This is a genomic window from Deltaproteobacteria bacterium (assembly GCA_005879795.1).
Lineage (GTDB): Bacteria > Desulfobacterota > Binatia > DP-6 > DP-6 > DP-6.
Map to the genome: position 1 here is coordinate 90592 of VBKJ01000129.1, position 12501 is coordinate 103092.

14 protein-coding genes are annotated in these 12501 nt (G+C 72.3%); 4 read left to right on the forward strand and 10 right to left on the reverse strand.

Going from position 1 to position 12501, the window contains the following annotated elements; genetic code table 11:
* Position 1 precedes the first annotated feature (1 nt).
* A complete protein-coding gene (locus tag E6J59_07840) occupies positions 2 to 1270 on the reverse strand; it encodes an aminomethyl transferase family protein (GenBank protein ID TMB20737.1) in 1269 nt (422 codons plus the stop codon).
* Here E6J59_07840 and E6J59_07845 point away from each other — a divergent pair.
* The gene (locus E6J59_07845; protein TMB20738.1) at positions 1263 to 2408 is read left to right on the forward strand and encodes a 4-hydroxybutyrate CoA-transferase; all 1146 of its coding nucleotides are present in this window, start codon (positions 1263 to 1265) and stop codon (positions 2406 to 2408) included. The two genes, E6J59_07840 and E6J59_07845, sit on opposite strands and share 8 nt — an antisense overlap.
* Positions 2409 to 2483: 75 nt before the next feature.
* Positions 2484 to 3269: a 1,4-dihydroxy-2-naphthoyl-CoA synthase gene (menB, locus tag E6J59_07850; GenBank protein ID TMB20739.1), complete on the forward strand. Its 786-nt coding sequence runs from the start codon at positions 2484 to 2486 to the stop codon at positions 3267 to 3269.
* 40 nt (positions 3270 to 3309) lie between these two features.
* On the opposite strand, the gene E6J59_07855 is transcribed toward menB, so the two are convergent.
* The 9 genes from E6J59_07855 to E6J59_07895 form a co-directional block, all read right to left on the reverse strand.
* A complete protein-coding gene (locus E6J59_07855) occupies positions 3310 to 3615 on the reverse strand; it encodes a Rieske 2Fe-2S domain-containing protein (protein ID TMB20740.1) in 306 nt (101 codons plus the stop codon).
* A 32-nt stretch (positions 3616 to 3647) separates the two neighbouring features.
* Positions 3648 to 4436 carry a glutathione S-transferase family protein gene (locus tag E6J59_07860; GenBank protein TMB20741.1) on the reverse strand — a complete coding sequence of 263 codons (789 nt, stop codon included), beginning with the start codon at positions 4434 to 4436 and terminating at the stop codon, positions 3648 to 3650.
* Positions 4433 to 5566 carry a DGQHR domain-containing protein gene (locus tag E6J59_07865; GenBank protein ID TMB20742.1) on the reverse strand — a complete coding sequence of 378 codons (1134 nt, stop codon included), beginning with the start codon at positions 5564 to 5566 and terminating at the stop codon, positions 4433 to 4435. The genes E6J59_07860 and E6J59_07865 overlap by 4 nt, the downstream gene beginning before the upstream one ends.
* Positions 5567 to 5584: 18 nt before the next feature.
* Complete coding sequence (locus E6J59_07870; GenBank protein ID TMB20743.1) at positions 5585 to 6697, reverse strand: DNA recombination protein RmuC; 1113 nt, start codon at positions 6695 to 6697, stop codon at positions 5585 to 5587.
* Positions 6698 to 6721: 24 nt separating this feature from the next.
* A complete protein-coding gene (locus tag E6J59_07875; GenBank protein ID TMB20744.1) occupies positions 6722 to 6934 on the reverse strand; it encodes a hypothetical protein in 213 nt (70 codons plus the stop codon).
* A 472-nt stretch (positions 6935 to 7406) separates the two neighbouring features.
* Positions 7407 to 7847, reverse strand: coding sequence for a type II toxin-antitoxin system VapC family toxin (locus E6J59_07880; protein ID TMB20745.1), 441 nt, complete (start codon positions 7845 to 7847; stop codon positions 7407 to 7409).
* Positions 7832 to 8038 (reverse strand): hypothetical protein, encoded by a 207-nt coding sequence (locus E6J59_07885; GenBank protein ID TMB20746.1) that lies wholly within the window; start codon positions 8036 to 8038, stop codon positions 7832 to 7834. Before E6J59_07885 ends, E6J59_07880 begins: the two co-directional genes overlap by 16 nt.
* Positions 8039 to 8507: 469 nt before the next feature.
* The gene (locus E6J59_07890) at positions 8508 to 8813 is read right to left on the reverse strand and encodes a hypothetical protein (protein ID TMB20747.1); all 306 of its coding nucleotides are present in this window, start codon (positions 8811 to 8813) and stop codon (positions 8508 to 8510) included.
* Entirely contained in the window at positions 8749 to 9969 is a 1221-nt protein-coding gene (locus E6J59_07895; GenBank protein ID TMB20748.1) for a transposase, read from the reverse strand. Before E6J59_07895 ends, E6J59_07890 begins: the two co-directional genes overlap by 65 nt.
* Before the next feature lie 316 nt (positions 9970 to 10285).
* Here E6J59_07895 and E6J59_07900 point away from each other — a divergent pair, with 316 nt between their 5' ends.
* Together E6J59_07900 and E6J59_07905 are read left to right on the forward strand one after the other, a co-directional pair.
* Positions 10286 to 11701, forward strand: coding sequence for a hypothetical protein (locus E6J59_07900; GenBank protein TMB20749.1), 1416 nt, complete (start codon positions 10286 to 10288; stop codon positions 11699 to 11701).
* Positions 11701 to 12414, forward strand: a complete 714-nt coding sequence (locus E6J59_07905; GenBank protein ID TMB20750.1) for an HAD family hydrolase — start codon at positions 11701 to 11703, stop codon at positions 12412 to 12414. Before E6J59_07900 ends, E6J59_07905 begins: the two co-directional genes overlap by 1 nt.
* Positions 12415 to 12501: the final 87 nt, after the last annotated feature.

Genomic DNA, 12501 nt, shown 5'->3' on the forward strand with positions numbered 1-12501 from the left:
GTCACGCGAGCGGGAGCTCGGCGACGCGGGCGACGGTCACGGCGTGCCCGTGGCGGACCCGGAGCTCGGTGCCCGCCTCCCAGCATTCGCGGCGCACGAAGCCGAGGGCGGCCAGGCCGCCCGCGGCGAAGGCGCGCGCGACCGACGTGAGCCGGCCCACCTCTTTCCCGTCGCGCACGAGGGGTGCGCCGGGCGGGGGCTCCGGCCCTTCCAGGCGCAGCCCGACCAGGCGGCGGTTCACGTGCCCGCGCGCCGTCCCGCGCGCGACCACCTCCTGCCCCAGGTAGCAGCCCTTGGTCGCGCTGATCGCGTCCTCGACCGGCACCTCGAGCGCGAGCGTCGCGCCGTCCATGTCGACGCCGATACGCGGCACGCCGACCTCGATCCGCCGCGACTCGAGCGCCTCCATGCCGCACGGCCGCGCCCCCGCGGCGCTGAGTGCGTCCCACGCCGCGGCCGCGCGCACCGCCGGCACCTGGAGCACGAAGCCCGGGCCGCGCACCTCGCTCGCGCGCTGCGCGCGCACCGGCACGCCCCCGAGCGTGACCACGGCGTGCGCGTAGGGGGCGAGGCCCGCGGCATCGGGCAGCAGCCGCGCGGCGCCGGGTCCCTCGACCCCGATCAGGGCGAGCGGCTCGCCCGGCTCCCCCAGCTCGACGTCGTCCGCGATGATGAGCTTCTCGAGCGCTTCCACGAGCGCCCCTCGCGCCCGCACGTCCACGTCGAGGAGGACTAGGTCCGCGAGCGCAAGGACACGCAGGTCGGCCGTGACCCGGCCCTGGATGGTGAGGAGCAGCGCGGGGCAGCCGGCGCCGGGCGTGAGTGACGCGACGTCGTTGGTGAGCATGCCCTGCAGGAACGTCACCCGGTCCGCGCCCGTCGCGTGCGCGACGACGCGGAAGCCCAGGTCGACGAGCGCCGCGTCCTCGCGCAGCGCCGCGTACTCGGCCGCAGGGTCGTCACCGAAGCGGCGCGGCAGGGCGACGCCACGCTCCTCGGCGTGCACGGCGCCGCGTGCGGCGAGATGCGAGTGCAGCGCGGTCTCCAGCATCGCGCCTGAAGCTATGCGCCGCCCCGTCCGCCTTGACAAGCGACCCATGCCGGGCGATGCCGCGCCCGTGGGGTGGCGCGAGCGGCTCGTGACCGCGGAGGAGGCGCTCCGCGTCGTCCGCGCGGGCGACTCGGTCGCGGTCGCCTCGTTCAGCAACACGCCGTACACGCTCTGCCGCGCGCTCGCCGCGCGCGCGGGCGAGCTCGGCGGCGTGCGCATCGATCATCTCGCCTCGCTCTTTCCCTGGGACGCGGACGCCTTCGCGCTCACCACCAACTACGCCACCGCCGCCGACCGCGTCGCGGTGAACGCCGGGCGCGTCGGGTATCTTCCCATCAGCCACTGGCACGCGGATGCCCTCCCGCCCGGCGTGTCGCCGACCCCGGACGTCTACCTCGTGCCGGTGTCGCCGCCCGACGTCGCGGGACGCTGCAGCTTCGGCACCGGCGCGTGGTTCTCGCCCGTCTACTGCCGCGCCGCGTGTACCGTCATCGGCGAGGTGCACGAGGACTTCATCCGCACCGGCGGCGACAGCTGGGCGCCGGTCGAGCGCTTCCGCTACCTCGTCACCGCCGACCAGCCGACCGGCACGGCGACGACGGCGCCGCGGACCGAGGAGGAGACCGCCGCCACGGAGGTCATCTGCACCCTGGTCGCACACGAGCTGGTGCGCGACCGCGACACGCTCCAGATCGGCATCGGCACGGTCTCCTCCGCCCTCGGGCTCTACCTCGATCATCGCCACGACCTCGGCGTGCAGTCCGAGGCGATCACCGCGGGCATCCCGAGCCTGGTGCGGAAGGGCGTGGTCACCGGGCGGCACAAGGTCCTCCACCCGGGCGTCGTGGTGGGCTCGTTCATGACGGGCCTCACGCCCGAGGACCTCGCCTTCGTCGACGGGCACCCGGGATTCGCACTCTACAGCTTCGGCACCACCGACGACGTGACCGTGCTCGTAGGCGAGCGGAACCTCACCGCCGTGAACAACGCGCTGCTCGTCGATTTGACCGGGCAGGTCGCCTCCGAGGGCATCGGCACCCAGCTCTGGTCCGGCGTCGGCGGCCAGACGGCGTTCGCGATCGCGGCGGCGTACTCGCCCGGCGGGCGCGCGATCTTCGTCCTGCCCTCGGCGCACCGGACAGCGGAGGGGCTGCGCTCGCGTATCGTGCCCGTGCTGCCTCCGGGGACGCCGGTCACGCTAGCGCGCGGGTTCGTCGACCACGTGGTGACGGAGCACGGGATCGCGACGCTCGGGGGGAAGACGCTCGGGCAGCGGGTGGGGGAGCTGGTGGCGGTCGCCCATCCGGACTTCCGCACGGAGCTGCGGGCGGAGGCGAGACGGCTCTATCGCTGCTAGACGAAACGCCTCGGGGGAGCATGATATGTCGTACGCGGCCGGGCCGGCGTAACAGGCCGCGAGCCAGGAGACCCCATGCCCTACGACGACATCCTCTACGAGGCCCGCGACGGCGTCGCCTGGATCACCATCAACCGCCCCGAGGTCCGCAACGCCTTCCGTGCCCAGACGGTCGACGAGCTGATCGCAGCCTTCCGCGCCGCGTGGGCCGACCCCGAGGTCGGCGTCGTCGTCCTGACGGGCGCCGGCGACAAGGCGTTCTCCGCGGGCGGCGACCAGCGCGAGCGCACGAGAAGCGGCTATGGCGGTGCGGGCGGGATCGGGATCGACATGCACGGGCTCCACGGCGTGATCCGCGCCATCCCGAAGCCCGTGATCGCGATGGTGAACGGCTACGCCATCGGCGGCGGGCACGTGCTCCACGTCCTCTGCGACTTGACGCTCGCCGCGGACACCGCCGTCTTCGGCCAGGTGGGGCCGCGCGTCGGGAGCGTCGACCCCGGCTTCGGCACCGCGTATCTCGCGCGCATCGTGGGCGAGAAGAAGGCGCGGGAGCTCTGGTACCTCTGCCGGCAGTACAGCGCCGCGGAGGCGCTCGCGATGGGGCTCGTGAACAAGGTCGTGCCGGCCGCGGAGCTGCGCGCCGAGACCGAGCGCTGGTGCCGCGACCTGCTCGAGAAGAGTCCCACGGCGCTCCGCCTGGCCAAACAGTCGTTCAACGCCGACACCGAGCACATCGCGGGGATCACCGAGCTCGGCTTCAGCGCGCTCCAGCTCTACTACCAGACCGAGGAGGCGCTCGAGGGGCGCAACGCCTTCCTCGAGAGGCGCCCGCCCCGGTTCCGCAAGCCGCGCTCATGAGGGGCGATCGTGCGCGGCGACACGTGCTCTAGCGGGCTAGCTAGACCGCGACCAGGACCGCTTCGTCCTCGACCTTCACGTCGTACTTCTCCACCCGCTCGCTCTCGTCCATGGTGTTGCAACCGGTGGTGACGTCGTACTGCCAGCCGTGCCACGGGCAGGTGACGATCGCCCCCTCGAGCTCGCCCTCGCCGAGCGGGCCGCCGCGGTGGAGGCAGGTGTTGTCGATGGCGTGGAACGCGCCGCCGACGTTGAAGAGCGCGATCTGCTTGCCGCCCGCCTCGACGCACTTGCCCGTCCCCGGCGGGACGTCGCCAGCGGCGGCGACCTTCACGAAATTCGGCATGGGGCGGCTTCTGACACGCGCCCCGGGACCGGTCAAGACGCGAGCGCGGCGGCGATGGGCGGGAGCGTGCCCAGGCGGTCGAGCCACTCGACGACCACGGGGACCTCCTCGACCAGCCGGGCCTCGGCGTAGCCCCGCAGGCCCGCGAGCTGGGCGAAGACCGCCACGTCCGCAATCGTTGGAGTCCGCCCGAGGAGATGGGGCTTGCCCGCGAGGAGGGTGGCGAGCCCGGCCAGGCTCGCGCGCAGGCGATCCTCGAGCCGGTCGAGCGAGTGGGCCGTGTAGCCGGCGGCAGCATGGCGTCGGCGCATCCATGCCACGAGGAGCCGGCCGAGCAGCGGCCGAAGCGGCGCGCTCGCCATCTCGGTCACGGTGTTCGCGAGCGCGGCCACCCGGTTCTCGGGGTTGAGCCATTTGCACGCCCCGACCACGGGGGCGAGCACCCCATCCGCCCACTCCTCGACGAGCCCGGCGTACGCCCGGGCCTCGGCACCGAGCGGGACGAGCAGCGGCTCGGGGTACACCTCGTCGAGATGGTGCGCGATGCGGCTCTGGTCCGCGATGACCGTCTCGCCGTGCACCAGGACGGGCACCCGGCCGAGCGGGCTCAAGCGGCGGAGCTCCCGGCGCCGGCCCAGGGTCACGGTCACGCGGCGGAAGGGCACGCCCTTCAGCTGGAGGCAGATGCGCGCCTTCAGACAGAACGGCGAGTCGCTCAGCTCGTAGAGCAGCGCTTCGTCGGGGACGAAGACGACGGAGCGCCGCGACGGCACCGCTTCCGGAACAGGCGGCTCCTCCGGCATCGGGTGGGCCGGCCTCATCCGCGCAGCGCCGTCCGCAGCTCGCGCGCCAGCAGCTCGACCGTGCCGCGCGTGCCGCCGGCCTGCTTCTGGCGCCACTCGCCCTCGGTCTCGAAGCGGGCGTCGCCGACCAGGAGCCCCCACGGCTTGATCGTCTGCCGGATGGCGTGCGCGTCGAGCGGGTCGCCGCCGCCGTCACGGATCGTCTTCAGCACGTCGGGCACCACGCGCAGGAAGGCGCGCAGCGCCACACCGGTCTTGATGCTGTACTTGCGACCCACCCAGGCGCGCGGGAAGACGGCCGCGATCTGCTTGAAGTAGTTCAAGAAGAAGCGCTGCGCCGACTCCCGGAAGCGGTCCGACTGCCGGCCGCCCAGGGCGTCGAGGGCGGTGAAGATGCCCTTCAACTCCTCGGCGAGCGGTGCCTGCGCCACCCGCCCGTGCCCGACGCCGAAGAGCTTGATGTCGCCGTGGAGCGGCGAGTCCGCGTACTCGTTCAGGGTGCGGATGATGTCGTGGCTCGCGGCGAGCTGCTTGTCGGGGTAGAGGCGCCGCCCGGCCAGGCTGATCAGGTGGGACGGGTTCAGCTTCGTGTGCTTGGCGTTGATGGTGACGAACAGCTCCACCACCTGGTCCGGCGTCAGGCGGTCGAAGATCACGGCCGGCACCTGCACGTCCTCGGCCTGCCCGGCGGCGATCAGCTGGTGCAGCGCCAGCAGGCGGTGCTGGCCGTCGAGCGCACGCAGCACGCCCTCCTCGGAGGGAATCTCGAGCACTCCGAGCACGCGGTGCGAGCTGGTGGGCGTGAACTCGAGGCGCCGGTCCGCGACCAGGAGGACGGCGCCCGGGATGGCGGGCAGGTTCCCGGTCTCCGAGCACTGCGTGTAGTAGTCGACCAGCTCGGCGATCTTCTTCTTGATGATCGGGCGCTGGTAGGCCTCCGCGCTGGCCGCGATGCGCTTCTCGAGCAGCTCCCAGTTGACGCGCGCGGCCTTCTTCGACTTGCGCTTCGCGTCCCCCGGCGGGTGCCCAGTGGTGTCGTAGGAGAGCACCTCGAAGCGCACCAGCCGGTCGACGTCACGCGCGCCGAGGATCGCCTGGTAGAGGAAGACGCCGAACTGGTGGAGCCGGACGGCCGGGACGCTGATCATGCTGCACGCCTCCTCTCTCTACGACGAGCGGAGCAGGAGCGCCTGCCGCGGCGCGTCCTCGGCGGGCTCCTCACCGCCGATGGCCGTCAGCTTGCCGCCCAGCCGCTCCATGCGGCGCTCGGCCGCCCCGTACGCCGCCGCCGCGTTGGTCAGGTGCTTGCCCACCAGGCGGAAGTCCTCCTTCAGGCGACCCAGGTCGCCTCCGAGACGCGCCAGGAGACCCATCACCTCCTGCGCGCGCGCCTCGATGCGCAGGCCGCGCAGCCCGAGCGCTATCGCCTGGAGGTAGGCGTAGAAACAGTTGGGCGACACCGGGATGACCTTTCGGGCGATGGCGTAGGCGGCCAGGCCGGGCTCGTCGTCGCGGATGATGGTCTCGTAGTAGACGTTCTCGGCCGGGATGTACATCAGGGCGAAGTCGTAGGTGCCCTCGTCCGGGAGCACGTACTTGGTCGCGATGTCGTCGACGTGTCTCCGCACCCGGGCGACGAAGGCCTTGCGGGCGCGCGCGCGCTCGTCGTCGTCCGCGGCCTCGAGCAGGCGCCGGAAGTCCTCGAGCGGGAACTTGGCGTCGACGGGGACGAGCCCGTCGCCCAGGCGGACGACCGCATCGACCCGCTCGCCGCTCCGGAAGGCGTGCTGGAGCGTGAAGTGGGCGGAGGGCAACACCTGCGCCAGGAGGTCCCCCAAGAGGAACTCGCCCAGTCCACCGCGGAGCTTCGGGGCGCGCAGGATGTCGTGCAGCGAGGCGACGTCGCGCCCGACCTCGTAGACCTTGGAGGCCGCCTCGCGCAACTCGCCGAGGCCCTTCTGCACTTCCCCCACCACGCGCGAGGTGTTATCGAGCCGCTCGCCGACGGCGGCCTGGCTGCACTGCACCACCTCGAGGCTCTCGCGCAGGCGGTCGTTCATCTGCCCCGTGAGCCGCGCGAGCTGCTGACCGACGAGCTCCCCCTGGCCGGCGAGCGCCTCCGCCACCTGGGCGCGGAGGGCGTCGAGCTGCTGCTGGAGGAGGAGCAGCGCCCCGGTGTCGTCGCGCGGGGCGCGGGTGCGGCGAACCTCCCGGGCGAGCACCACGAGCGCCCCGCCCACCACGATCGCCGCCGCGACCATCCACGCTTCGATCGTCACCACCCCTCCCCGCCCGGGCGGCCCCTACCCCAGGGCGCTCGCGTACTCTTCGAGCTGCTCGAGCTTCCGCAGGCGGGCAATCCGCACCGGCCGCTCGGGTGCGGGCGCGCCAACCAGCTCCGCCCGCGCCGCCGTGATCGCCGCCGCAATCAGGATCCGGCAGCGAGCGTGCACGGCACGTGCGACGCGCTGCCGTCGCATGCGGACGATCTCCGCGAATGCGATCACCTCGCCCACGGCCGGCGTACCCTACCATGGCCGTGCGCGGAGTTGTAGCAGGTCTCCGGCGGCGCTGTCTCGTTGTCATCCCCACGTTGATCCAGTTGGGGCTGCGGGTTACAAGGATACCGTGCGGCTCGTCTGCTTCGGTGACATTCACATGGCACTTCGAGCCATCGGACGGCTCGCGCCAGAGCTCTCGACCGCCGACGCAGCGATCCTCGTGGGCGACCTGACGCACTTCGGCGACCCGGCGGATGCCTTCCGGGGCATCGCAGCGGTGCGCGCGTTCTGCCCGCAGGTGCTCGCCGTCACCGGGAACCTCGACTTCGTTTGAGGGACGAACTCAGCAGCACGCCGAGCAACAGCCCCGCACAATTTCAGGGTTGGAACGCTCCTCGCCTACTCGTTGAGTGCGGGGTGGTTCGGATGCCGTGGTAGCAGGGCGGTAGCAACGGCGTCCTGGCAAGAGGATCCACCCGGGACACGGTCAGGGCGACGGCGGCACGACCGACAAACCCGGAAGGTGACGCTGGATCCTGGCAAACTCGTCGACGTTCGCGGTGACGACCGTGGCGCCGATCCTCCACGCGCTCAGCCCGATCAGCAGGTCGTTCACGATGCCGAGCCGGTCTCGCAGCCCCCGTCCGTCACCGTGGAGGGCCCTGAAGAGGACCGCGGCACGGTCGAACAGATCGGGCGCCGGACCGATCAGCCGTTGCGCCGGAAAGGCTCCCTTGATCCGATCGACCGCACGACGGCGTGGAAGGGTGTCCGCCCCGAGACGGAGCTCCATGAGCACCACCGAGGAGAGGAAGCGCACGGTCCGCTGCGCCGGGCCGGTGACCCACTGGGCGTGCGCGCCCAGGCGCAGGTAGTCGATGAAGACGTTGGTGTCGAGGAGGACCTTGCGACCTACCGGTACGGCCACGGCCGCTCGTCACCCTTGAGGATTCCCTTGAGCGGCCTCAGGCGCCGACCGATCCGCTCCTCATCCATCAGGAGCGCGAGCGCTCGTTCGATCGCCTCCTGCTCCGAGTCGACACCGAAGTACCGTTTCGCGAAGTCGATTTTGCTCTGGTCGAGCTTCAGGTGCTTGTGGCGAACCGCGGACGTCCGCATGTGGCCTCGTGTACATGACGTGTACACGAACAGACCTGGGCGATCAAGAACGGCTGGCCCTGACGCTGGAAGTGAATGCAGTTCCCCCGTCTCGCGCGGTTACGCGGCATGGTGTTCCATCCGCCCCGCGCCGAAACACTTCGTTGCGCGGGCGGTCGGACTCGCGCCGACCCTTCGTGCACCGAGGGCCGCTCCAGAGGTCATCGATGGCGGTGGCGCGTCGCACGTTGCAACGATGTGCTGTCGCGATGTGGGTTAAACCGGGAAGTCTACGTAACGTCCGAAGTCAGACCCTCGCCCCAAGGCCCCCCGGCTCGCGCGGGGCGTATAATGCCCAAGGCGACGTGGTCACAGACACGGCGCGTTGTGAAGTCTGCGTGCTCCGGGACACGGGGTGAACGGGAGAGCCGATCCTGGCACCAGCTTCCGGGCGAAGCGATGCGTGGCGGGCGGGGGAGCGGGCCAGCTTCTATTCCGAGGGGCTGTCGGCCCACGGCGACGCCCGCGCAGGCGGTAATGCCTCTCCGGCCTCCATGGACAGCCCGAGGTGCGTGAGGATCCGCCGGATCACCGCGGGGTCCTCGATCGTCGCCAGCACGATCATGCGCCCGCCGCATTTCGGACAGGCGAGGACGTCGGCTTCAAACGCCCGGCGCATGAGGTCGGCCCAGGCGCGATACTTCGGGCGCGCGCGACGATGCGTCGCATCGTCACGCGGGTCGTCGGCGGGCGGCGGCGATGGGACCGTGCCAGCCTCGGGTTCGGCGCGCGCCACCACCGCCCGGCGCCACGGCGCGTTCGGCGCCAGGACGCCGTGATAGAAGTATCAGGTTGGTCCGCGGCCGGGGCACCAGCGGGACGAGCCGCTCCAGCAGCTCCACCGGTGTGAAGACGAGATGGGTCGTCCCGTCTGCCCATGGGCGCTGCAGGGCGACGGCGATCCGCCCGTCGCGCAGCCGGTGCAGTCGCCCCTGCCCGAGCGGCGGACGGCAGAGGTACTGGCAGAGCCGCTCGCGGTCGCCCGCGGCGACGTGCACGGCGGCATGCAGGTCGAAGCCGGCTTCGTGCGCGTGAAGCGGCACGTGGCGCTCGACCCACGGCGCATCGGGGTCCGCGCCGATCCGCACGGGCCGCCGCCCCGCGCGCGGGCCCAGGGCGCCCCGGCCGAGGATCGCCGCCCGGGAGAGGGCCGCCAGCGCCGCGGACTCGTCCGCGAGCGGATCAGGGTCCTCGGCAGCGCTCGCCGTCCCCGTCACGCCGAGGCGCTCGAGCCGCCGCCGCACGCGCGCGACGACGCGGTGCACGTCCTCGTCCGTGGGCGGCGACGCTTGGCGGAAGCGCAGCGTGCCGTCCCCGTCGCGCACGAAGACGCCGTCGAGGACGAGCGTGTGGAAGTGAAGGTGCACGTTCACGGCCCCGCCGAAGCGCTGCACGCTCGTCGCCATGCCGGTCTCTCCGCCCGCCAGCCCCTGACGCCGCGCCTGGCGGCGATAGGCGCTGCGCAGCGCGCGCACGGAGACGTGCAGCACGGTGCGACACAGGCGGTGATCGTAGGCGAGCCGGTAGCGCAGCCGGTGCGGGACCGAGAGGACCCACTGGCGGACCGGCACGTCGGCAGGCAGCACGCGATCCACGAGGTGTGCCGCGCGCTCGGCCATCCGCCGTCCGCCGCAGCTCGGACAGACCGCGCGGCCCTTGCACGAGAAGGGAACCAGGCGCTCGAACGCACGGTGCCCGCAGCGTACTCGCGCGAAGCCGTGGGCCAACACCCCGCAGCGGAGGAATTTTCGGAACTCGTTCACGACAAACCCGGGGAGGCCACTGCCATCCGTCTGTGCGTCTACGGCGGCGAGGAAATCGGTGAGGTGTGTGCGCACGACGCCGTAGAGCACGCCGGTCGTCGGCGATCGCGGCACGTAGACGGCGGCCATGCAGAGCGCCCGTAGCGGGCGAGCGGCCAGCCCCGGGCGAGCGGTCTCAACGGGCGCGAAGTTTCATCCGCCGCGCGGCGAAACGATCCGTTACCCCGAAGGAACACGCCACGGCTCGTTGCGACGACATCGGGCGGCAGCTAAAACCGCGGTCGGTGCGACTCGTCTGCTTCGGTGACATTCACATGGCCTTCCGGGCCATCGAACGACTCGGCCCCGTGCTCCGCGAGGCCGAGTGCGCGATCCTCACCGGCGACCTCACCCACTTCGGAGACCCTCCCGACGCCTTCCGGGTCGTCGATGCGGTCAGGCAGTTTTGCCCAAGCGTGCTAGCAGTTACTGGAAACCTCGACATGCCGTCGGTGATCGACGCGCTCGAGGCCGAGGGCATCTCGCTCCACGGCGAGGGACGGCGGCTCGGCGACCTCGGCATCTTCGGCTGCGGCGGCTCGAACATCACCCCCATGGACACGCCGACCGAGCTCGAGGAGGACGAGCTGCGGGCCGTCCTCGAGCGCGGCCACGCGGCGGTGGCGGACGCGCCCCGGCGCCTCATGGTCTGCCACGCGCCGCCCTTCGACACGCGCCTCGATCGCCTCATGAACGGCCGCCCGGTGGGAAGCCCGGCGGTGCGCGCCTTCATCGAGGTGCGGCGGCCCGACCTCGCCGTCGTCGGGCACATTCACGAGGGACGGGGCACCGAGCGCGTGGGCGAGACGCTCGTGCTCAACGCGGGCCCGCTGCGCGACGGCGGCTACGTCGTGGTCGAGAACGGCGCGGACGGCCTGACGGCCGAGCTCCGGAACTTCCGCGCCGCAGGCGCCTGACCCCGGTGGGCCCGTCCTTTCCCGCTCTCCGAGTCGACCACGTGTCGATCGCGGTCGGGGCCATCGCCCCGGCCCTCGCCTTCTTCCGGCGCGTGCTCCCCATCCGCATGCGTGTCGAGCCACGCTCCGGGTACGATGACCAGTTCGTGTGGACCGACTTCCTCGTCGGCGACTGGAAGCTCGAGCTGATCGAGAGCGCGCGCCCGGCGAGCTTCGTCGAGCGTTTCCTCGCCCGCCGCGGCGAGGGCATGCATCATCTCTCGATCGATGTCGAGGAGGGCCGGCTCGGCGCCTACACCGCGGCCCTCGAGCGCGCGGGCCTCCGTATCGTCGACCGCGGCGACTACGGGAACGGCGACGAGACCGCCTTCATCTCGCCGCGCACCGCGCCGGGCATCCTGATCCAGTTCTGGCAGGTGCCGGGCTTCCACGGCGCGCCGCCCGCGGATCACCCGACCGACCCGGTCGCGGCGCGCGACGGGGTGCGCTTCCGTGTCGATCACGTGGCGCTCGCCGTGCGCTCGATCGACGCGACGCTCGGCTGGTTCCGGCGCCTCTTCCCGATCGAGGCGCCGCGGCCGAAGCAGCGCGGCTGGGACGGCGCGCACGCCTTCCAGAGGTTCTGGCTCGCGGGCTGCAAGATGGAGCTGATCGAGAGCGCGCGCCCGGCGAGCTTCGTCGAGCGTTTCCTCGCCCGCCGCGGCGAGGGATTTCATCACCTCGCGATCGACGTCGACCGGCTGGACCCACTGGTGCGCCGCCTGGAGGCCGATGGCATCGAGCTGATCGGCAGGGCGGAGATACCGGGGGGCCGCCGGACCGCCGTCATCCATCCGCGCCACGCGCACGGCGTGCTGATCCAGTTCTGGGAGGAGCCCGAGTTCGGCGGGCCGCGACGACCCTGATGCGTCTCGAGGCGGTCACGCTCGACGCGGTCGGCACGCTCTTCGCGGTGGCCGAGCCGGTCGGGCGGACCTACGCCCGCTTCGCGGCCCGGCACGGAATCACGCTCGCGCCCGCTCGGGCCGAGAGGGACTTCGGCGAGGCGCTCGTCGCCGCCCCCTCGCTCGCCTTCCCCGGTGTCGGCCGCGCCCGTCTCGCCGAGCGCGAGCGCGCGTGGTGGCACGCGGTCGTGCGCCGGGCATTCGGGCCCGCCGCGGAACGGCCGTCTTTCGAGACGTGCTTCGCGGAGCTGTTCGCCCACTACGGCCGCCGAGAGGCGTGGCGGGTCTTCCCCGAGGTGGCGGAGGCGCTCCGCCTGCTCCGCGCGCAGGGCCTCAAGCTTGCCGTCGTCTCCAACTTCGATGGACGCCTCCCGCCCCTCCTCGCCGCCCTCGGCCTGCGCCCGCTCCTCGACCTCGTGCTCCACTCGACCGCCGCGGCTGCGGCCAAGCCGGACCCGGCGATCTTTCGGAGCGCGTCGAGCGCGCTCGGCGTCGCGCCAGCCGCGACCGTCCACGCCGGCGACGGCCTCGTGGCCGACGTCGAGGGCGCCCGCCGCGCCGGGCTTCGCGCCATCCTCGTCGACCGCCGCGACCAGCGTCCGCGCCTCCCCGCCGGCGTGAGCAGGATCACGACGCTGAGCGAGCTGCCCGCGCTCGTCTTCGGGCTCGACTGACGACGCCGTCGGCCGCGCCGCTGGGCGAAGGCCCGGATGCCGGTATGGCCATGGCACGCTGCGTCATATAGGACTCCGACCCGTGCA

What these genes read in the sequence shown, in the direction of transcription:
- E6J59_07860 (TMB20741.1), bottom strand. Translation starts at nt 4,436, where the DNA reads ATGAGGCCGGCCCACCCGATGCCGGAGGAGCCGCCTGTTCCGGAAGCG.
- menB (TMB20739.1), top strand. Translation starts at nt 2,484, where the DNA reads ATGCCCTACGACGACATCCTCTACGAGGCCCGCGACGGCGTCGCCTGG.
- E6J59_07840 (TMB20737.1), bottom strand. Translation starts at nt 1,270, where the DNA reads ATGCGCACGCCGCCGAGCTCGCCCGCGCGCGCGGCGAGCGCGCGGCAG.
- E6J59_07905 (TMB20750.1), top strand. Translation starts at nt 11,701, where the DNA reads ATGCGTCTCGAGGCGGTCACGCTCGACGCGGTCGGCACGCTCTTCGCG.
- E6J59_07865 (TMB20742.1), bottom strand. Translation starts at nt 5,566, where the DNA reads ATGATCAGCGTCCCGGCCGTCCGGCTCCACCAGTTCGGCGTCTTCCTC.
- E6J59_07885 (TMB20746.1), bottom strand. Translation starts at nt 8,038, where the DNA reads ATGCGGACGTCCGCGGTTCGCCACAAGCACCTGAAGCTCGACCAGAGC.
- E6J59_07895 (TMB20748.1), bottom strand. Translation starts at nt 9,969, where the DNA reads ATGGCCGCCGTCTACGTGCCGCGATCGCCGACGACCGGCGTGCTCTAC.
- E6J59_07855 (TMB20740.1), bottom strand. Translation starts at nt 3,615, where the DNA reads ATGCCGAATTTCGTGAAGGTCGCCGCCGCTGGCGACGTCCCGCCGGGG.